At 54.7% G+C, this 19,963-nt stretch carries 21 protein-coding genes and 1 other annotated feature; of the genes, 17 read left to right on the top strand and 4 right to left on the bottom strand.

Annotated elements, in window-relative coordinates:
• The coding region (locus WCC56_RS02795) for an acyltransferase family protein (protein ID WP_424690922.1) at positions 1-618 on the top strand (618 nt) is incomplete at its 5' end.
• 182 nt (positions 619-800) lie between these two features.
• Positions 801-2,228: an exodeoxyribonuclease I gene (gene sbcB, locus WCC56_RS02790; protein ID WP_424690921.1), complete on the top strand. Its 1,428-nt coding sequence runs from the start codon at positions 801-803 to the stop codon at positions 2,226-2,228.
• Between the two features lie 143 nt (positions 2,229-2,371).
• Here the strand turns inward: sbcB and WCC56_RS02785 are convergent, their stop codons facing one another.
• The gene (locus WCC56_RS02785) at positions 2,372-3,727 is read right to left on the bottom strand and encodes an APC family permease (RefSeq protein ID WP_424690920.1); all 1,356 of its coding nucleotides are present in this window, start codon (positions 3,725-3,727) and stop codon (positions 2,372-2,374) included.
• Here WCC56_RS02785 and WCC56_RS02780 point away from each other — a divergent pair.
• Positions 3,726-3,896 carry a hypothetical protein gene (locus WCC56_RS02780; protein ID WP_424690919.1) on the top strand — a complete coding sequence of 57 codons (171 nt, stop codon included), beginning with the start codon at positions 3,726-3,728 and terminating at the stop codon, positions 3,894-3,896. The genes WCC56_RS02785 and WCC56_RS02780 overlap by 2 nt on opposite strands.
• Before the next feature lie 148 nt (positions 3,897-4,044).
• Here WCC56_RS02780 and gabT read toward each other — a convergent pair whose 3' ends face one another.
• Positions 4,045-5,343 (bottom strand): 4-aminobutyrate--2-oxoglutarate transaminase, encoded by a 1,299-nt coding sequence (gene gabT / locus WCC56_RS02775; protein WP_424690918.1) that lies wholly within the window; start codon positions 5,341-5,343, stop codon positions 4,045-4,047.
• A gap of 14 nt (positions 5,344-5,357) precedes the next feature.
• The gene (locus tag WCC56_RS02770) at positions 5,358-6,773 is read right to left on the bottom strand and encodes a glutamine synthetase family protein (RefSeq protein ID WP_424690917.1); all 1,416 of its coding nucleotides are present in this window, start codon (positions 6,771-6,773) and stop codon (positions 5,358-5,360) included.
• 230 nt (positions 6,774-7,003) lie between these two features.
• Between WCC56_RS02770 and puuD the strand changes: the two genes are divergently transcribed.
• The 3 genes from puuD to WCC56_RS02755 are packed head-to-tail and all read left to right on the top strand — an operon-like array spanning position 7,004 to position 9,630.
• Positions 7,004-7,768 carry a gamma-glutamyl-gamma-aminobutyrate hydrolase gene (puuD, locus tag WCC56_RS02765; RefSeq protein ID WP_424690916.1) on the top strand — a complete coding sequence of 255 codons (765 nt, stop codon included), beginning with the start codon at positions 7,004-7,006 and terminating at the stop codon, positions 7,766-7,768.
• On the top strand, positions 7,765-8,322 hold the full coding sequence (gene puuR, locus WCC56_RS02760; RefSeq protein ID WP_424690915.1) for an HTH-type transcriptional regulator PuuR: 558 nt from the start codon (positions 7,765-7,767) through the stop codon (positions 8,320-8,322). The genes puuD and puuR overlap by 4 nt, the downstream gene beginning before the upstream one ends.
• 30 nt (positions 8,323-8,352) lie before the next feature.
• A complete protein-coding gene (locus WCC56_RS02755) occupies positions 8,353-9,630 on the top strand; it encodes an NAD(P)/FAD-dependent oxidoreductase (protein ID WP_424690914.1) in 1,278 nt (425 codons plus the stop codon).
• A gap of 31 nt (positions 9,631-9,661) precedes the next feature.
• Here WCC56_RS02755 and WCC56_RS02750 read toward each other — a convergent pair whose 3' ends face one another.
• On the bottom strand, positions 9,662-10,489 hold the full coding sequence (locus WCC56_RS02750) for an SDR family oxidoreductase (RefSeq protein WP_424690913.1): 828 nt from the start codon (positions 10,487-10,489) through the stop codon (positions 9,662-9,664).
• 179 nt (positions 10,490-10,668) lie between these two features.
• Here WCC56_RS02750 and hisL point away from each other — a divergent pair, with 179 nt between their 5' ends.
• From hisL to WCC56_RS02695, 11 genes are all read left to right on the top strand, one after another.
• Positions 10,669-10,716, top strand: a complete 48-nt coding sequence (hisL, locus tag WCC56_RS02745) for a his operon leader peptide (RefSeq protein WP_234591210.1) — start codon at positions 10,669-10,671, stop codon at positions 10,714-10,716.
• Positions 10,692-10,814: a sequence feature (His leader region), on the top strand. It overlaps the preceding gene by 25 nt.
• A gap of 78 nt (positions 10,815-10,892) precedes the next feature.
• Positions 10,893-11,792 (top strand): ATP phosphoribosyltransferase, encoded by a 900-nt coding sequence (hisG, locus tag WCC56_RS02740; RefSeq protein ID WP_424690912.1) that lies wholly within the window; start codon positions 10,893-10,895, stop codon positions 11,790-11,792.
• Positions 11,793-11,795: 3 nt separating this feature from the next.
• The gene (gene hisD / locus WCC56_RS02735; RefSeq protein ID WP_424690911.1) at positions 11,796-13,103 is read left to right on the top strand and encodes a histidinol dehydrogenase; all 1,308 of its coding nucleotides are present in this window, start codon (positions 11,796-11,798) and stop codon (positions 13,101-13,103) included.
• The gene (gene hisC / locus WCC56_RS02730; RefSeq protein ID WP_424690910.1) at positions 13,100-14,191 is read left to right on the top strand and encodes a histidinol-phosphate transaminase; all 1,092 of its coding nucleotides are present in this window, start codon (positions 13,100-13,102) and stop codon (positions 14,189-14,191) included. The genes hisD and hisC overlap by 4 nt, the downstream gene beginning before the upstream one ends.
• Positions 14,188-15,255, top strand: coding sequence for a bifunctional histidinol-phosphatase/imidazoleglycerol-phosphate dehydratase HisB (gene hisB, locus WCC56_RS02725; protein WP_424690909.1), 1,068 nt, complete (start codon positions 14,188-14,190; stop codon positions 15,253-15,255). Before hisC ends, hisB begins: the two co-directional genes overlap by 4 nt.
• The gene (hisH, locus tag WCC56_RS02720) at positions 15,255-15,845 is read left to right on the top strand and encodes an imidazole glycerol phosphate synthase subunit HisH (RefSeq protein WP_424690908.1); all 591 of its coding nucleotides are present in this window, start codon (positions 15,255-15,257) and stop codon (positions 15,843-15,845) included. Before hisB ends, hisH begins: the two co-directional genes overlap by 1 nt.
• A 5-nt stretch (positions 15,846-15,850) precedes the next feature.
• Positions 15,851-16,588, top strand: coding sequence for a 1-(5-phosphoribosyl)-5-[(5-phosphoribosylamino)methylideneamino]imidazole-4-carboxamide isomerase (gene hisA, locus WCC56_RS02715; RefSeq protein ID WP_424690907.1), 738 nt, complete (start codon positions 15,851-15,853; stop codon positions 16,586-16,588).
• Positions 16,570-17,346, top strand: a complete 777-nt coding sequence (hisF, locus tag WCC56_RS02710) for an imidazole glycerol phosphate synthase subunit HisF (RefSeq protein ID WP_424690906.1) — start codon at positions 16,570-16,572, stop codon at positions 17,344-17,346. The genes hisA and hisF overlap by 19 nt, the downstream gene beginning before the upstream one ends.
• The gene (hisIE, locus tag WCC56_RS02705) at positions 17,340-17,951 is read left to right on the top strand and encodes a bifunctional phosphoribosyl-AMP cyclohydrolase/phosphoribosyl-ATP diphosphatase HisIE (RefSeq protein ID WP_424690905.1); all 612 of its coding nucleotides are present in this window, start codon (positions 17,340-17,342) and stop codon (positions 17,949-17,951) included. Before hisF ends, hisIE begins: the two co-directional genes overlap by 7 nt.
• 118 nt (positions 17,952-18,069) lie before the next feature.
• A complete protein-coding gene (locus WCC56_RS02700; RefSeq protein WP_424690904.1) occupies positions 18,070-18,867 on the top strand; it encodes an ABC transporter substrate-binding protein in 798 nt (265 codons plus the stop codon).
• Between the two features lie 108 nt (positions 18,868-18,975).
• A partial coding sequence (locus WCC56_RS02695) for a succinylglutamate desuccinylase/aspartoacylase family protein (protein WP_424690903.1) occupies positions 18,976-19,963 on the top strand: 988 nt, incomplete at its 3' end.

Here is a 19,963-nt window from a genome sequence, read left to right as displayed (position 1 = left end):
TTTGGTTACGCCACCTCGCTGATTGGCTTTATGGTGCTGTGCTGCGTGGGCCGTTATGTGCTGGCTGATTATTATGAAGCTTTCGAGATGCCGTCAATGATCCTGATTAAGCTAAATATGTTCCTGTCGGGTATGTTGCTGGCCGAAGCGGTGCGCCGTAAAGCGCTGCTGTATGTGGCCTTTGCGCTGCTGGGCCCGGTTGCCAGTAAGGTGATTGGCCTGGAAGCCATTCCACTGCAACTGGCAATGGAAGTGCTGATGATTGTTGGCATGGCCGCTATCCTGTGGCAGTACGCTGAAGGCAGCCTGATGACGAAAGCGATCGCCCTGCCCCGCAAGCTGCTGAACAACCGCGTAAGCACCTGGTTAGGCGACGTCTCGTTCTCGGTCTATCTGTTGCATTTGCTGATTGTCATCCCAGCCATTGCGCTGCTGCTGACCCATACCGGCCTGGCTGGCAAAAGCGACCTGGTGCGCTTCGCAACGGTCTGCGCAGTCTGCATCCCGGTTACCTATGCTCTGGGATCTTTGCTTTATCGCTACGTTGAAAAGCCTGGGATTATGATTGGGAAGAAGGTCTTGGGCCAACGACCTGTCGCCAGGGACATAGCGGGTTAAATCAAAGTAAGTGGGGGAGCAATTCCCCCACTCTATTTTTCGCATAGCGAAAGACATGTTGTTGCCACGCAAACAACATCCCAACTTAAATTCCCCCGCTCTTCATGACGCCCTGGTTATGGTTTACCATGTAGCGCTAAGTCGTACCCTAAATCAGCCAACCAAGCAGTGGAAAATCGCCAGTGAAAGAGAACAAGCCGCAGCCCACCTTCCTGTTCCATGACTACGAGACCTTCGGCAAAAGCCCGTCGCTGGACCGGCCTGCGCAGTTCGCCGGGATCCGCACTGATATGGACTTCAACATCATAGGTGAGCCTGAGGTGTTCTATTGCCAGCCTGCGGATGACTATCTGCCTCAGCCTGAGGCGGTGATGATCACCGGGATTACGCCTCAGTTGGCGAAGGCTAAAGGGATTACCGAGGCGGCTTTCACCAAACGCATCCATACACTGTTTAGTGAGCCCAATACCTGCATCGTTGGCTATAACAATGTGCGGTTTGATGATGAGGTCACGCGTAACCTGCTTTACCGTAATTTTTACGATCCCTATGGCTGGAGCTGGCAGCAAGGCAACAGCCGCTGGGATCTGCTGGATGTGATGCGCGCCTGCTATGCATTGCGCCCTGAAGGCATCGAGTGGCCAGAAAATGAGGATGGCTTACCGAGCTTCCGACTGGAGCATTTGACCAAAGCCAACGGCGTTTCCCACGAGAATGCGCATGATGCGATGTCGGACGTTTATGCGACCATCGCCATGGCTAAACTGGTGAAAGAGAAGCAGCCTCGCCTGTATGACTTCCTGTTCACTCATCGTAATAAGAATAAGATCTCTACTCTGATTGATATTCCACAGATGAAGCCGCTGGTGCATATCTCCGGGATGTTCGGCGCATTCAGGGGTAACACCAGCTGGATTGCACCGCTGGCATGGCATCCGGTGAATAAAAATGCGCTGATTACCTGTGATTTGGCGGGGGATATCACTCCCCTGCTGGAACTGGATGCGGATACCTTGCGTGAGCGTCTTTACACCCGCAGGGACGAACTGGGGGACAACGCCCCGGTTCCGGTCAAGCTGATGCACATCAACAAATGCCCGGTGGTGGCTCCGGCCAACACGTTACGTCCGGAAGATGCCGAACGTCTGGGGATCGATCGCCAGCGCTGCCTGGATAACCTAGCCATTCTGCGTCAGCACCCGGAAGTACGAGAAAAAGTGGTGGCGTTATTTGCGGAAGCAGAACCTTTTGCGGGTTCCAGTGATGTTGATGCCCAACTGTATGATGGCTTCTTCAGCGATGCCGATCGCAACACCATGAATATCATTCAGCAAACGCTGCCGGAGAATCTCCCCGCGCTGGATCTGACCTTTAACGATGCCCGTATTGAGAAACTGCTGTTCCGCTTTCGGGCCCGAAACTATCCAGGCACGCTGGATGAAGCCGAGCAGAAGCGTTGGTTGCAGCATCGTCGTGAAGCCTTAAACCCGGAGCGGGTACAGAGCTATGTGCAGGAACTGGAAATGCTGCTCAATCAGTATGAAGGGGATCAGGCGAAAATCAGCCAGCTCAAAGCACTGTTCGATTACGCCCGCGAACTGGTTTCTTAATCTTCTGACAGAACGGATGTCTCGCCGCTCATCATTATCCTCGTCTGCAGTCGGAAGAGGATAATGACGACAATGTGCAGCAGAAACTGACGATCAAAAAAGGGCGCCGAAGCGCCCTTTTCAATTGCAACCAAGCCTGAAACTTACATCGGCTCTTCAGTGCACTGCGGCACCGGGTTGCGGAAGCTGCGGGTTACAAAGGCCAGATAGATCAGGCCAATCGTGCCCCACACCAGACCCAGAATCATCGAGCTCTCTTCCAGGTTGATCCACAACGCACCTACTGTAAAGGCGCCACACAGCGGCAGCAGCAGGAAGTTGAAGTTGTCTTTCAGCGTTTTATTGCGGCCTTCACGGATCCAGAACTGCGAAATCACCGACAGGTTAACAAAGGTAAACGCCACCAGCGCACCAAAGTTAATCAGCGCCGTTGCGGTCACCAGATCAAAAGTGATTGATGACAGAGCAATCACGCCAACCAGCAGTACGTTCAATGCCGGGGTACGCCATTTCGGATGGATATAACCGAAGAAACGCTCCGGGAAGACACCATCACGGCCCATCACATACATCAGACGGGAAACGCCAGCGTGCGCAGCCATACCGGAAGCCAACACGGTAACACAGGAGAAGATCAGAATGCCGAACTGGAAGGCTTTGCCTGCCACGTAAAGCATGATCTCTGGCTGTGAAGCGTCAGGATCCTTGAAGCGCGAAATGTCCGGGAAGTACAGCTGCAGGAAGTACGACACCACCACGAAAATCACCCCACCGATCAGTGCCGTCAGGAAGATTGCTTTAGGGATGACGCGCTCTGCATCTTTGGTCTCTTCAGACAGCGAGCTGATGCCGTCGAAGCCCAGGAATGAGAAGCACAGGATGGTCGCACCGGTAATCATCGGCACTACATGCGCATTCTCCGACCAGAAGGGTTTGCTGCTGACCAGCGTACCGGCACCTTCACCGTGCGCCACGCCGTAAACCACCATCGCCATAATGACGATCATCACCACCACCTGCAGCACCACGATCACGCTGTTAAAATTGGCGACCGTTTTGATGCCTTTAAGGTTGGAGAGCGTCATAAAGCCGACCAGCATCACCACGAAGATCCATGACGGGATACCCGGCACCAGCGCTTCAAAGTAAATTTTAGCCAGCAGAATGTTGATCATCGGCATGAACAAATAGTCCAGCAGCGATGACCAGCCCACCAAAAAGCCTACGTGTGGGCTGATAGCTTTTTGAGCATAGGTATAGGCCGAACCCGCAGAGGGGAAGCGACGGACCAGCTTGCCATAGCTCAGTGCTGTAAAGAGGATAGCGATTAACGCAAAGGCGTAAGCCGTGGCCACGTGACCATCGGTCAGGCCAGAGACAATGCCGAAGGTATCGAACAGGGTCATTGGCTGCATATAGGCCAGGCCCATCATTACCACAGGCAATAATGTCAGCGTTTTTTTCAGTTGCGGACGGGACGTTTGAGGATTAAGCGACATGATTCAGCCTCCCTATAGCGTCAATCGTTCTGGATTGAACCACAGGGAAACTTCGCGCAATGCGAGAGCTGTTTTTAAAGAGGGTAACGGACTGGCAGGCGTGGGTGAAGAAAGTGCCTGCCGCGGCGCCGTAGTCATCACGCTGGCGAATACCGGCGTGCACTGGTGAAATAAAATGTAGCCCCATCGTTCTTATCCTCTACATAGCACGTCCGTGCGTGCTAAAAGCAACTATCTATCCGGTTCTGGACCGGCCTCTTAAAAGCGAATGTGTTTACTGCAAAAAAATAACCGGCGCATAAGCGACGGTTATAGATTCATTTTGCAGGGCGCATATTCTGCACCAGACGGAGGGAGGATGACAAGAGGTTAAGGCCTTCGGTGACAATTTCTTTACTTGCGGTCAAGGGGATAAGGAATCGGATGACATTGGCTCTTACGCCGCAGGAGAGCAGAATCAGCCCCTGACGCCCGGCTTCCTGCACCAGTGCCTGCGTCAACGCTTTATCAGGGCGGGTGCGGTCGCGCTCCTCAACTAACTCCATCGCTACCATAGCGCCTACGCCACGAATATCGCCAATGCAGTCAAACTCCTCTGCCAGGTGCTGTAACGCGCTCTTCAGCCATTCACCCTGCTCACAGGCTTTGGCATTCAGCTGCTCATCATCGATTATTCCTATGACGGCCAGCGCAGCCGCAATACCGATTGGCGATCCGGCGTAGGTTCCCCCCAGACCACCAGCCTGCGCTTTTTCCATCAGCGATTTACGGCCAACCAGCGCAGAAAGAGGGAAGCCGCCAGCCAGGCTTTTTGCCATAGTGACCAGGTCTGGCTCCACGCCGCTGTGCTCAATCGCAAAGGTTTTACCGGTTCGACAAAAACCACTCTGGATTTCATCGGCAATCAATACGATGCCATGTTCATCACAGATTTTACGCAGCTGCTGGAGAAAAGAGGTGGGCGCGGCGTAAAAACCCCCTTCGCCCTGCACCGGTTCAATGATGATGGCGGCAACATCATCAGGAGACACATCTGCCGCGAAAATCCCCTGCAGCGAAGCCAGCGACTGGGTTTCACCGATCCCTAAATAGTCGGCCGGGTAAGGCGCATGGAAAATTCCCCCGGGGAAAGGTCCATAGCCTTTTTTATAGGGCTGAACTTTACCGGTCAGCGCCATTCCCAACAGCGTCCGGCCATGGAATCCCCCGCGAAACGCAATCACCGCGCTGCGCCCTGTCGCAATCCTCGCGACCTTAATGGCATTCTCTACCGCTTCTGCACCCGTCGACATCAGCAGGGTTTGTGTCTGCTCAGCAATCGGCACCAGCGCGTTCAATTTTTCGGCCAGCTCAATATAACTGCCATAAGGCGTGACCTGGAAACAGGGATGAGTGAAACACTCCAGTTGCGCCGCGACGGCCTGAATGACTTTTGGGTGATTATGCCCGGTATTCACCACGGCAATCCCAGAGGCGAAATCGATATAGCGCTTGCCTTCCACATCCCAGATTTCGGCGTTTAACGCCTTCTGCACATAGACCTGCAGAGAATTCCCCACACCCTGCGTGACGGCTGCTTCACGTCTCGCCTGCCATTGCTGGTTGGTTTGCGTCATTTTATAGCCTCCCGTCAGGCGTTTTTCAGCATCCAGTCGATTTCCGTTGCGGTGATCAGTCGTTCAAAATGCATCAGCTCATGGTGTTTGCAGCTGTGCCAGACGAAGCCGAACCGCTCACCCAACAGTTTTTGCAGCGCAAAACTTTGTTCAAACTCATACAGCGCATCGCTCTGACGGATCGGCAATGGATTGCCATCCGCTTCATGGCCGTTGCCGGTTATCGCTGGCGGTAAGGGCAGTTGGTTATCCATGCCGTGCAGCATGCCCGCCAGAATTGCCGCCATCACCAGATAGGGATTGGCATCGGCTCCGGCAACACGGTATTCAATACGGTGATTGTCGATATCCCCGCAAGGAATACGCAGCGCAACCGTCCGGTTGTTATGGCCCCATGAAGCCTGTAAGGGCACAAAGGCTTCGGGCAGGAAACGACGATAGGCATTGACGTTCGGTGCCAGCAGCGCCATTGAAGCCGGCATCAGATCAATCATGCCAGCCAGCGCGCGCTTCAGCAGCGGCGAGTTGCTACCGTCATCACAGGCAAAAGCATTGTGGTCCGCGGCATCCAGCACGCTGATATGCACATGCATGCCACTGCCGGCGTACTCTTCATAAGGCTTGGCCATAAAGGTGGCGGTCATACCGTGATTTTCAGCCACCTGGCGCACCAGGCGTTTCAGCTGAATGGCATGGTCGCAGGCGCTGAGGACATTGCGGGTATGATGCAGATTGATTTCGAACTGGCCGGGAGAAGCTTCAGCCAGTGCGCCATCGGCTGGAATTCCCTGCTGCTTCGCCAGCGTATCAATCTCACTCAACACTTCTGAGAAGTGATCGAGGTTATCGACTGAGTAGACCTGGCTTTGCATATTACGCTCGTCGCTGCCCGGCGCGCACGGGGGTTGAATATACCCTTCCGCATCGCGCTTTTTATCGACCAGATAGAACTCCAGCTCTACCGCTACCACCGGAAACAGACCTCGATTGCGCAACTGTTGCCAGAGCTGATTGAGAACGTTCCGGGGTTCAACGTCAAAGGGAGTACCATCTTGATTGCGCATGGTCAGAAGCACCTGCGCCAGATGTTGAGGATCGGCAGCTGAGGGGATTAACGTGCCTTCTACGGGGATACAAATATTGTCTGGTTCGCCCAGAGCCTGGCCCAGACCCGCTTCTTCTACGGTGTTGCCGAGGATGTCCATGGCGAAAACGGAAGCGGGGAAATAACAGCCTTTCTCGAGTTTGGTCAGATTAGCGAAGGGGATGCGCTTACCGCGAAAGACACCGTTGAGATCGTTTAGAAGAATATCGACGTACTGAGTTTCAGGGTGGCGTTCCAGATAAGCCTGCACTTCATTCTGGAACGCGCTGGTTCGTTTCTGTTCACTGTGTCTCGTGAAGTCTTCTACTTCGACAATATTTGTCATAGTCCTGCCCGCCTTTGTCTGGTTAGTGTTGAGCGTTGCTCAAAATAACAGCCACATTCCTAACATAGCGCCAACACAAAAAGTGTGCAAATGTTACATTCAAGTTTATTTTGCCGCCAAATCCGTTTGAATATTGTGCAGTCGGTTGCTAGATTGAAAATATATTGCACAAATTAGCGGCTAAAGCGCCTTTTCCGGTAGATATTTCGAACAGCATCGCGAGGGGAAAGATGGGCATTATATTTAACAAGCCATTGATTGGCGTAGTGATGTGCCAGATTGATAAGGGCGGTCATCCCACCCAGATGGTGCATAACAAATATCTGGAAGCCGTACTGCAGGCTGGCGGCGTGCCGCTGGCGTTACCGCAGGGGTTGATGTCCTCTCCCGATCTATTAGAAATTGCTATGGCTCCGCTGAGTGGCCTGCTTCTTACTGGCAGCCCAAGCAATATCGAACCACACCATTATGGCGAATCCGGCACCGAACAGTATGCCGACCCCGGTCGCGACCAGCTCGCCTTTGCCTTAATTAAAGCCGCAACCGCTCAAAGCCTGCCGATGCTGGCTATCTGTCGGGGATTGCAGGAGCTGGTGGTGGCGACCGGCGGCAGCCTGCATCGACAGCTGCATCAGGTTCCCGGCTTTCAGGAGCATCGTGAAGACGATAAGCTGTCTCTGGACGAGCAATATGCCCCAGCTCATGAAGTCTACGTAGAGCCGGACGGCCTGCTGTCACCACTGGTTGAAGGCTGCGAGAAGTTCTGGGTCAATTCGTTACATCAACAGGGGATCCGCTCTCTTGGTCCCTCACTCCGCATCGAGGCGCGTGCCACAGATGGCCTGATTGAGGCTGTCAGTCTGCGTGACCATCCGTTTGCTCTTGCGGTGCAATGGCATCCGGAATGGCACAGCGAGACGTCGACATTATCCCGCCTGTTGTTCGATGGATTTATCCACGCCTGCCAACGGCATCAGGAGAAAGAAAGGCCATGAGCGAAGCCACTGTGGCTCCGGGACGACGTTTATCGGAAATCCGCCAACAAATGGGACTGTCACAACGCCGCGTAGCCGAACTCTCCGGCCTCACGCACAGCGCCATCAGCACGATTGAACAGGATAAAGTCAGCCCTGCGGTCAGTACGCTGCAGAAGTTGTTGAAAGTCTATGGACTCTCCCTTTCCGAATTTTTCTCGGAACCGGTCAGTAATGAAGAGCCCAAAGTGGTGATTGACGCCGATGATCTGATCGATATCGGCAGCCAGGGCGTGTCGCTAAGGTTAATCCATAACGGCAACCCGGAACGCACGCTGGGAATGCTGCTGGAAACCTATGAACCAGGCGCGACAACCGGCGAAAAAATTCGCCATCAGGGTGAAGAAACCGGCACGCTGCTGGAGGGAGAAATTACCCTGACCATCAGCGGCCAGAGCTATTCGCTGCATGCCGGGCAAAGTTATGTGATCAACACCGGCCTGCCCCACAGCTTTACCAATTCATCCGCACAGCGTTGTCGGATTGTCAGTGCGCATACCCCAGCGACCTTCTAAGCCGGGACCCAAACTGAAAAGGAGCGAGTTATGGACCATGTGAAGAGTTACTATGCCGCAACGGCCAATCCTCACGCTCCCTGGCCGCAACTGGAAAACAGCATTCAGTGCGATGTCTGTGTGATTGGCGGCGGATTTACCGGCCTGTCTTCTGCATTGTTCCTGACTGAAGCGGGTTATGACGTGGTGGTGCTGGAAGCGGCCAAAGTTGGTTTCGGTGCCAGCGGACGCAACGGCGGCCAGGTAGTGAACTCCTACAGCCGTGATGTGGACGTGATTGAACAGCGCTACGGCAAAGAGAGTGCAAGCCTGCTGGGCAGCATGATGTTTGAAGGGGCCAGCGTGATACGCGATCGAATCAAGCGTTACGCTATTGATTGTGACTACCGTCAGGGCGGGATCTTTGCTGCACTGAACAAACGTCAGCTGCACCATTTGAAGGAACAGCATAAACGCTGGAAACAGTACGGCAATGACCAATTACAGATGCTGGACGAAACGGGAATTCGCCGTGAAATTGCCAGCGATCGTTATGTGGGTGGCCTGCTGGACAATAACGGCGGCCATATTCATCCGCTGAATCTGGCGTTGGGTGAAGCTGAAGCTATCCGCAATCACGGCGGACGCATTTATGAAGAGTCCGAAGTCACTTCGGTGGCGTACGGCAGCCCGCATCAGGTGAAAACGGCTAAAGGCCAGGTCACCGCAAAATTCGTAATTTTCGCCGGAAATGCCTACCTGGCACCGCATCTTGAACCGCGTTTAGCGCGTCTCAGCATTCCGTGTGGCTCACAGATTGTGGCCACCGAACCCCTTTCAGCGGACAAAGCTCTGGCGTTACTGCCGAATAACAGTTGTGTGGAAGACTGTAACTACCTTCTCGATTACTACCGGCTGACGGCTGATAATCGCCTGTTATATGGTGGTGGCGTGGTGTATGGCGCGCGTGAGCCAGAAGACATAGATGCGTTGATCAGGCCGAAGTTGTTGAAGACTTTCCCGCAGTTAGCAGGGATAAAGTTCGATTACAGCTGGAGTGGGAATTTCCTGCTGACGCTTTCCCGTATGCCGCAAATCGGGCGTCTGGATAACGGCGTGTTTTATATTCAGGGTGACAGCGGACATGGCGTAACCTTCACCCACCTTGCCGGAAAACTGGTGAGTGAAGCGCTGAGCGGCCAGCCCCAGCGCTTTGATGCTTTTGCCAAACTCCCCCATCTCCCCTTCCCCGGCGGCCGAAGGTTCCGGGTACCGCTAACCGCTATTGGCGCAGCCTGGTACTCTTTAAGGGACAGGTTGGGAGTTTAAGGTTCCCCTCGCTGGAGAACCTGAAAACGCTTTACTTAAGCGGCATCTTCTGTGGATCGGTATAGCTGTATTCAAACCCCAGCTCGCTGCAGATTTTGCTGCCGTCAATCAACTTGCCCGCGTCTCCGCCCTCTTCCTCGCGGAACGTTGGCGGCGTTAGCCCAAGTTGCCTGGCAACAGCTGGGTAGAACTCGTTGCGGGCAGGATGTTTGGGTGCGCTCAGGTTATAGATGTGGCCGCCTTTTGGTGTTTGCAGCAGCAACGAAATAGCCGCAACCACATCTTCCAGATGCACCAGATTCACACCGTGACTGCCATCGGTCAGATCCGTTTTCCCGGCAAGGAAGCGGCCAGGATGTCGTTCCGGCCCCACCAGACCAGAAAGGCGCAGGATATCTACGGAGGTATTAGGCAGATGGTGCAGCCAGTCCTCCAACTCTTTCAGCGTTTTTCCGGCAACCGTTTTGGGCTCAAGCGGTGAACTCTCTTTCATTATCCCGGAACCGCTGCCGTAGACAGACGTTGAGCTGGTGAAAATGATTCTCGGAATGGCCCGAGCCAGCGCGCTGTCTACAATCTGCTGCACGGCCAACTGGTAGTTTTCGCCCCCTTCTGCAGTGCGACTTGCTGGTAAGGTGATGACCAGCGCATCTACGCTCAGTAAAGCTTCCAAATCGTCCGGATCACAGATTAGCTCTGGTGTCAGCTCCAGCTGATAGCTTTCAATGCCGCACATGCGGGCCGCTTCCACGCCATCCAGCGTGGTTTTACTGCCGGTAACCTGCCAGCCGTGGGCGGTTAGCGACAGCCCCAATGGCATGCCCAGCCAACCTAAACCAATAATGGCTACTTTTTTCATCCTCTGACTCCTGTAGTGAGGCTTGCTCAATACCCTAAAACTACGCCAGCCCATTGTCAGTAACAATGCCCAGATGATGAGAGAATCTTTCATCATTGACAAAAAAGGGTTGCGCCAGTGTATCTCCTGCGTTAGGTTATTTGTCACGAAATGAATATCCATTCATCCAAGAGAATTTTATGACAAGCGTTCAGTTCAACCACCATCATCACCATCATCCTGACTAGTCTTTCAGGCGATTGGTGCTGGAAGACGAGTAGGATCTTCCAGTGGTGCAGAACGCAAGAGAAGCCCCCGGAAGATCACCTTCCAGGGGCTTTTTTTTTGGGCCGGGCCCAGGCCAGGATGGACGAACTGCAAATAATCTCAGGTCGAAGCAGACAGGAAATAAGGAAAGGTACCGATGTTAGATAACACCCGTTTACGCATAGCTATGCAGAAATCAGGCCGTTTAAGCGATGATTCACGCGAATTACTCTCCCGCTGCGGCATCAAAATTAATCTGCAGCAGCAGCGTCTGATTGCCTTCGCTGAGAACATGCCGATTGATATCCTGCGTGTCCGTGATGACGATATCCCTGGCCTGGTTATGGATGGCGTGGTTGACCTCGGTATAATTGGTGAGAACGTGCTGGAAGAAGAGTTGCTGAACCGCCGCGCTCAGGGCGAAGACCCGCGTTACTTCACCCTGCGTCGTCTTGATTTCGGTGGCTGCCGTCTGTCGCTGGCGATGTCAGTAGATGATGAATATACCGGTCCACAGTGTTTACAAAACTCCCGTATCGCCACCTCTTATCCGCACATTCTGAAACAGTATCTGGACAAACAAGGCGTGGCATTCAAATCCTGCCTGCTGAACGGTTCTGTAGAAGTGGCCCCGCGCGCTGGTCTGGCCGATGCAATTTGTGACCTGGTTTCTACCGGCGCAACGCTTGAAGCCAACGGCCTGCGTGAAGTGGAAGTGATTTACCGCTCGAAAGCCTGCCTGATCCAGCGCGATGGTGAAATGCCAGCCGCCAAGCAAGAGCTGATCGACAAGCTGATGACCCGTATCCAGGGCGTTATTCAGGCCCGTGAATCCAAATACATTATGCTGCACGCGCCGAGCGAAAAGCTGGAAGATATTATCTCCCTGCTGCCAGGTGCCGAGCGCCCTACCGTGCTGCCACTGGCCGGCGACAAGAGCCGCGTAGCAATGCATATGGTCAGCAGCGAAACCCTGTTCTGGGAAACGATGGAAAAGCTGAAGGCGCTGGGCGCCAGCTCCATCCTGGTCTTGCCAATTGAGAAGATGATGGAGTAACCGATGGCAAACTTCGCGACCCCCATCGACTGGCAAACCTGTGACGAAGCGCAGCAGCAAGCGCTTCTGACCCGTCCGGCGATTTCAGCATCAGAGAATATCAGCCTTACCGTTCGCGGCATCCTGGATAAGGTGAAAGCAGAAGGCGATGAGGCACTGCGTTTTTACAGCGCTGCCTTCGATAAGACTCAGGTTGACGCATTGCGAGTGACCCCTGAGGAAATTGACGCTGCTGCCGCCCGTCTGGGTGATGAGATCAAGCAGGCGATGGCCGTTGCCGTGGGCAATATCGAAACCTTCCATGTGGCGCAAAAGTTGCCACCGGTTGATATCGAAACGCAGCCAGGCGTACGTTGCCAGCAGATCACCCGTCCGGTGGCTTCTGTTGGCCTGTATATTCCTGGTGGTACTGCCCCGCTGTTCTCCACCGTGCTGATGCTGGCTACGCCGGCACGCATTGCTGGCTGCCAGCGCGTGGTGCTTTGCTCTCCGCCACCGATTGCTGACGAGATCCTTTATGCCGCTAAACTTTGTGGTGTGAAGGAAGTGTTTCAGGTTGGCGGCGCGCAGGCGATTGCCGCTCTGGCCTTGGGCACGGAATCTGTGCCTAAGGTCGACAAGATTTTTGGTCCAGGTAACGCGTATGTCACTGAAGCCAAACGTCAGGTCAGCCAGCGCCTTGATGGGGCCGCGATAGATATGCCCGCCGGGCCTTCCGAAGTTCTGGTGATTGCCGATGCTGAAGCCACGCCTGCTTTTGTCGCCTCCGATCTACTTTCTCAGGCTGAACACGGTCCGGACTCTCAGGTTATTTTGCTAACCCCTTCTCTGCAGATGGCGAAAGAAGTGGCTGAAGCTGTAGAAGCGCAGCTGGCTGAATTGCCGCGTGCAGAAACCGCCCGTAAAGCCCTGGAAAGCAGTCGTCTGATTGTGACCAAAGATCTGCAACAGTGCATTGAGATCAGCAACCGTTACGGGCCAGAGCACCTGATTATTCAGACTCGTCAGGCCCGTGATTTGGTCGACAGCATTACCAGCGCCGGGTCAGTCTTCCTGGGCGACTGGTCACCGGAATCTGCCGGGGATTATGCTTCCGGCACCAACCATGTGCTGCCGACTTATGGTTACACCTCAACCTGTTCAAGCCTGGGTCTGGCGGACTTCCAGAAGCGCATGACCGTGCAGGAACTGACGCCGCAGGGCTTTATGAACCTGGCACCGACCATCGAGATTCTGGCGGCTGCCGAGCAGCTTACCGCGCACAAAAATGCCGTTACCCTGCGCGTTGCCGCGCTTAAGGAGAAGCCATGAGCAGCAAGATTGAAGAGCTGGCCCGTGCGAACGTCCGCGCCCTGACGCCTTATCAGTCTGCCCGCCGCCTTGGCGGCAACGGTGATGTCTGGCTGAACGCCAATGAATATCCTTTGGCCGTGCCGTTTGAGCTGACTCAGCAAACGCTGAACCGCTATCCGGAGTGTCAGCCCGCGCTGGTGATTGAGCGTTATGCCGCCTACGCCGGACTGACCAAAGAGCAGGTGCTGGTCAGCCGTGGGGCCGATGAAGGCATTGAACTGTTGATACGCGCATTCTGTGAGCCGGGCAAAGATGCGGTGCTGTTCTGCCCGCCGACTTACGGAATGTACAGCGTTAGCGCGGAAACCATCGGCGTGGAATACCGCACTGTGGAAGCCGATGAAGGCTGGCAGCTGAACCTGCCTGCCATTGCTGAGCAACTGGATGGCGTTAAGGTGGTTTACGTCTGCAGCCCGAACAATCCTACCGGCAATCTGGTTAATCCTGACGCTATCCGTCAGCTACTGGACATGACCCGCGGCAAAGCGCTGGTCGTAGCCGATGAAGCTTACATTGAGTTCTGCCCACAGGCTTCTTTAACCAGCTGGCTGCAAGAGTATCCTCATCTGGTGATCCTTCGTACGCTGTCTAAAGCCTTCGCACTGGCCGGACTGCGTTGTGGCTTCACGCTGGCAAATGCTGAGGTGATTGCCCTGTTGATGAAGGTGATCGCCCCTTATCCTCTCTCCACGCCGGTGGCTGATATCGCCGCGCAGGCTCTGAGCGATCAAGGCATTGCGATGATGAAGTCACACGTTGGCGAACTGATTGCCACGCGTGAGCAGTTGATTGCCGCCCTGCAGCAATGTGACTGCGTGGAGCAGGTGTTCCCAAGCGAAACCAATTACGTTCTCGCACGCTTTACCGCCTCCAGTCAGGTCTTTAAAACGTTGTGGGATCAAGGCATTATTTTGCGTGACCAGAACAAACAACCGGGACTGTCGGGATGCCTGCGCATCTCCGTTGGCACCCGTGAAGAGTGTAACCGCGTCATCTCGGCGCTGAAAACCTTACCAGGCGCGTCCGACTCCAGGGAGCAAGCATGAGCCAGAAAGTCCTCTTTATCGATCGTGACGGCACGATCATCTCCGAGCCACCGACCGACTTCCAGGTGGATCGCATGGACAAACTGGCCTTTGAGCCAGATGTTATCCCGGTACTGTTGTCACTGCAAAAAGCCGGCTTCAAACTGGTGATGATCACCAATCAGGATGGCCTGGGCACCGACAGTTTCCCGCAGGCTGATTTTGACGGCCCGCACAACCTGATGATGCAAATCCTCTCATCTCAGGGCGTGCAGTTCGATGAGGTGCTGATTTGCCCGCACCTGCCAGCCGACAATTGCGACTGCCGTAAGCCGAAAACCAAAATGGTTGAAACCTGGCTGGCGGCTGGTGTGCTGGATACCGCTAACAGCTATGTGATTGGTGACCGCGCTACTGACGTGCAGCTGGCCAGCAACATGGGCATTAGCGGCCTGCTTTACTCGCGCAATGACATCAACTGGCTGGCGATTGAGCAACAGCTGACGAAACGCGATCGCCACGCGCTGGTAAAACGGAATACTAAAGAGACGCAGATCAGCGTGGAAGTCTGGCTGGATCGCGAAGGCAACAGCAAGTTCAACACCGGCGTGGGCTTCTTCGACCATATGCTGGATCAGATTGCTACCCACGGCGGTTTCCGCATGAATATCGATGTGAAAGGCGATCTCTATATTGACGATCACCACACCGTGGAAGATACCGGTCTGGCACTGGGCGAAGCCTTGCTAAAAGCGTTGGGCGACAAACGTGGTATCGGCCGCTTTGGCTTTGTGCTGCCAATGGATGAGTGCCTGGCACGCTGCGCGCTGGATATCTCTGGCCGTCCGCACCTGGAATACAAAGCGGAGTTCAGCTATCAGCGCGTGGGCGACCTGAGCACCGAGATGGTTGAACACTTCTTCAGCTCGCTTTCTTACACCATGGCGAGCACCCTGCACCTGAAAACCAAAGGCAAGAACGACCATCACCGCGTTGAAAGTTTGTTCAAAGCCTTTGGCCGCACGCTGCGCCAGGCGATTCGCGTTGAAGGCAATACTCTGCCCAGCTCGAAAGGAGTGCTGTGATGAACGTGGTAATCCTGGATACAGGCTGCGCCAACCTCTCATCGGTGAAGTGGGCCGTGCAACGTCTGGGCTACGATCCGATAGTAAGCCGCGATGCCGATACGGTTTTACAGGCCGACAAGCTGTTGCTGCCAGGCGTTGGTACGGCACAAGCGGCCATGGATCAGCTGCGCGAGCGTGAGCTGATTGAGCTGATCAAAGCCTGTACTCAGCCGGTGCTGGGCATCTGCCTTGGCATGCAGCTATTGGGTTCAGAAAGCGATGAGAGCGGCGGCGTTAAAACCCTCAGTGTGATCGAACAACCGGTACTGAAGATGGTTGATCTGGGTCTGCCCCTGCCGCATATGGGCTGGAATCAGATCACTTCTCAGGCGGGTAATCACCTGTTCCGTGGCATTCCCGATGACTCTTACTTCTATTTCGTTCACAGCTATGCGATGCCGGTGAACGAGTACACCATTGCCCAATGCAACTACGGCGAAGCTTTTACCGCTGCGGTGCAGAAAGATAACTTCTTCGGCGTGCAGTTCCACCCGGAGCGTTCCGGTGCCGCTGGCGCGCAGCTGCTGAAAAATTTCCTGGAGATGTAACGGGCATGATTATCCCCGCACTAGATTTGATTGAAGGCAAAGTGGTCCGTTTGCATCAAGGCGACTACGGCCAACAACGTGATTACGGCAGCGACCCGCTGCCACGTTTGCAGGATTATGAAGCTCAGGGCGCAGAAGTGCTGCACCTTGTGGATTTAACCGGGGCCAAAGATCCGGCCGCTCGCCAGATCCCTCTTCTGACGAAATTACTGGCCGGGGTGAATGTGCCGGTGCAGGTTGGTGGCGGTATTCGCACCCGTGAAGATGTTGAAGCTCTGCTGAACGCCGGTGCTACCCGCGTGGTCGTTGGCTCAACGGCGGTCAAAAATCCTGAAGAAGTGAAAAGCTGGTTTAAGCAGTACGGCCCGGAAGCCATTGTGCTGGCACTGGACGTGCGTATTGATGCCAACAACCGCAAGGAAGTGGCCATCAGCGGCTGGCAGGAAGCGGCTGGCGTCACGCTGGAAGAGGTTATTGAGCAGTTTCTGCCTGTCGGCCTGAAGCATGTGCTCTGCACAGATATTTCCCGCGATGGCACGCTCAGCGGCTCCAATGTTGAGCTGTACCGCGAAGTCTCCGCCCGTTTCCCAACTATCGCCTTCCAGTCTTCTGGCGGCATTGGCTCGCTGGATGACGTTGCCGCGCTGAACGGCTGCGGAGCGAAAGGCGTGATCGTCGGTCGCGCCCTGCTGGAAGGTAAATTCACCGTTTCGGAGGCAATCTCATGCTGGCAAAAAGGATAATTCCCTGCCTGGACGTCCGTGACGGACAGGTAGTGAAAGGCGTACAGTTCCGCAATCACGAGATCATTGGCGATATCGTGCCGCTGGCGCAGCGCTATGCGCAGGAAGGCGCTGATGAGCTGGTCTTTTACGATATCACCGCCTCTTCTGATGGCCGCGTAGTCGATAAAAGCTGGGTTTCTCGCGTAGCAGAAGTGATTGATATTCCTTTCTGCGTAGCGGGCGGGATCAAGTCTGCGGAAGATGCCGCGCAGATCCTGTCGTTTGGTGCTGACAAGATTTCGATCAATTCACCGGCGCTGGCCGATCCGGAGCTGATTACTCGTCTGGCCGACCGCTTTGGCGTGCAGTGCATCGTGGTGGGTATCGATACCTGGTACGACAGCGAGACAGGCAAGTATCACGTCAATCAGTACACCGGTGATGAAAGCCGCACCAAGGTGACGACCTGGGAAACGCTGGACTGGGTGCAGGAAGTCCAAAAGCGTGGCGCGGGTGAAATCGTGTTGAATATGATGAATCAGGACGGCGTGCGTAACGGCTACGACCTGATCCAACTGCAGAAGATGCGTGCCGTGTGTAAGGTTCCGCTGATCGCTTCTGGCGGCGCGGGCACCATGGAACACTTCCATGAAGCCTTCCGGGATGCCGATGTGGACGGCGCGCTGGCCGCTTCCGTCTTCCATAAACAGATTATTAATATCAGGGAGCTGAAAGCGTTCCTGATTGAAAAAGGTGTGGAGATCCGCGCGTGTTAACAGAACAACAACTGGCCCAGCTAGATTGGGTAAAAACCGAAGGCATGATGCCTGCCATCGTGCAACACGCGGTGTCTGGTGAAGTGCTGATGCATGGCTACATGAATCAGGATGCGCTGGCTAAGACGCTGGAGATTGGCAAAGTGACCTTGTGGTCCCGCACCAAACAGCGACTGTGGACCAAAGGCGAGACGTCAGAGAACTATCTGAACGTGGTCAGCATCACGCCAGATTGCGATAACGACACGCTGCTGATCCTGGCTAACCCGATTGGCCCAACCTGCCATCTGGGCACTTCAAGCTGCTTCTCTCCGGCTGCCCCTGACTGGACCTTCCTCTACCAGTTAGAGCAACTGCTGGCCGAGCGTAAGCACGCCGATCCGAAAAGCTCTTATACCGCCAGCCTGTATGCCAGCGGCACCAAGCGTATCGCGCAGAAAGTGGGTGAAGAAGGCGTGGAAACCGCTCTGGCGGCTACCGTTAACGATCGCCATGAGCTGACGAACGAAGCCTCCGATTTAATCTATCACCTGCTGGTCCTTTTGCAGGATCAGGATTTGAACCTGAGCACCATCATCAACAACCTGCGTGAGCGTCATAAGTAGGTTTTGACTGCTGTTGCTAAGGCCGGGAAACCGGCCTTTTGTCCAATTAAGGGTTCACAGGTTCCCCCCCAGCGGGTACTCTGTCAGCTTGTGTAAAGTTATTGAGATCTAATAGAAAATGGCTAAAACGTTGATTTTTTCTTTCCTGCGTAAGACAGCAATTGCCTCGCTGATGGCCGGTTGCGCCTTTGGTGCTCAGGCTAAAATCGATCAGGTTCGCTTCGCGGTTGACCCAACCTATCCTCCTTTTGAGTCCAAGACGCCACAGGGCAAACTGGTGGGCTTTGATATCGATCTAGGTAATGCACTTTGTACCCAGATGCAGGCGAAATGCGTGTGGGTGGAAAGCCAGTTCGACGGCATGATCCCGGCACTGAAAGCGCGTAAATTCGATGCGATTCTGTCGGATATGGGCGTGACTGAAGAGCGTCTGAAGCAGATCGACTTCACCGAGCCAATGTATGACACCAAAACACAGCTGATTGCCCGTAAAGGCTCCGGCCTGCTGCCTACCCCAGAGTCGCTGAAGGGTAAAACCGTTGGCGTTGAGCAGGGAACCGTGCAGGAGCGTTATGCTCTGGCGAAATGGCAACCGGCCGGTGTGACCGTCGTTCCTTACGGCGACCAGGCACAGGTTGAGAGCGATCTGGTTTCGGGTCGTCTTGATGCGGTGTTTACCGATGCTGCTCAGGCCGCTATCGGCTTCCTGAAACATCCTCAGGGCAAAGATTTTGAACTGGCAGGCCCGATTGTGCAGGATCCGATTATCGGCCCTGGCACCGCTATCGGCCTGCGTAAAGGCAATACCGAGCTAAAAACAGCGCTCGACAACGCCTTTGCTGAAATCAAGAAAAACGGCACCTTCGATAAGATTCAAAAGCAGTACTTCGCTACGGATATTTCTATCCAGAAATAGTTTCGGCATCGCACTGTCTGGCGCATCCGCAATCCTGAGCTAAGCGCAATTTGAACCCGTCTAAAGAGCATCTGCGGGTGCTCTCATTTACCTGATGAGTAAACCCTCATGCAACAACGCCATCATCCCCTGCTCAGCGCGTCGCTGGGTACACAACGCGAGATCGTCAGCTTCCATTACGGTTTGCCCAGCGAGCGCCAGGTTTACATACAGGCTGGGCTGCATGGCGACGAGCTGCCAGGGGTAGCCGTTGCCTGGTATCTGAAACGCAGGTTGGGTGAACTGGAAGCAGCGGGACGGATCGCGGCGGCAATCACGCTGGTGCCGGTAGCCAACCCCATCGCGCTTGGTCAGCACTGGCACGGCACGCACCTGGGTCGCTTTGATACCGCTTCCGGGCAGGACTTCAACCGGCAATTTCCTGCTTTGGGACCGGCGCTTGCCAGCCTGCTGGAGGGAAAGCTTGCCCAGGACGTAACGCAAAATCGCCAGCTGATCCGCCAGGCCATCTGCGACTACTTTGACGCGCATCCTCCGCAGACAGAGCTATCGTCGCAGCGACACACGCTGATGCGCATGGCGTGCCAGTCCGAGCTGATGATTGATATTCACTGTGACTGGGAAGCCACCACGCATCTGTACACCACGCCGCACGCATGGTCTGCTGTCGAGCCGCTGGCTCGCTACATCGGCAGCGACGTTCAGCTGATTGCCGATATTTCTGGCGGAGAACCTTTTGATGAAGCCTGTTGCGAGCCATGGCTTTATTTGCACCGAACGTTTGGCGACAGCTTCCCGATGCCTGATGCGCTTTTACCTGTCACGCTTGAGCTACGTGGCGTACGGGAGGTGAGCCACGAGCAGGCAGAGAAAGATGCGGATGCAATAATCTTTGCACTGATCCATTCAGGGTATATCGCGGGGGAAGCACCTGAACTTCCTCAACTGCGCAACGATGCCGTACCGCTGGCTGGCTGCGAGTACATCACCACGCCGCATTCTGGGGTGATCCTGCATCGCCGTGAAATTGGGGAATGGATAGAGGCCGGGGACGTTGTGGCAGACATTCTGGATCCACTAACAGACAGGCTAACGC

Source organism: Erwinia sp. (assembly GCF_049696395.1).
Lineage (GTDB): Bacteria > Pseudomonadota > Gammaproteobacteria > Enterobacterales > Enterobacteriaceae > Erwinia.
Note: the sequence above shows the minus strand (reverse complement) of the source record. Positions and strands in the feature narration are given on the sequence as shown.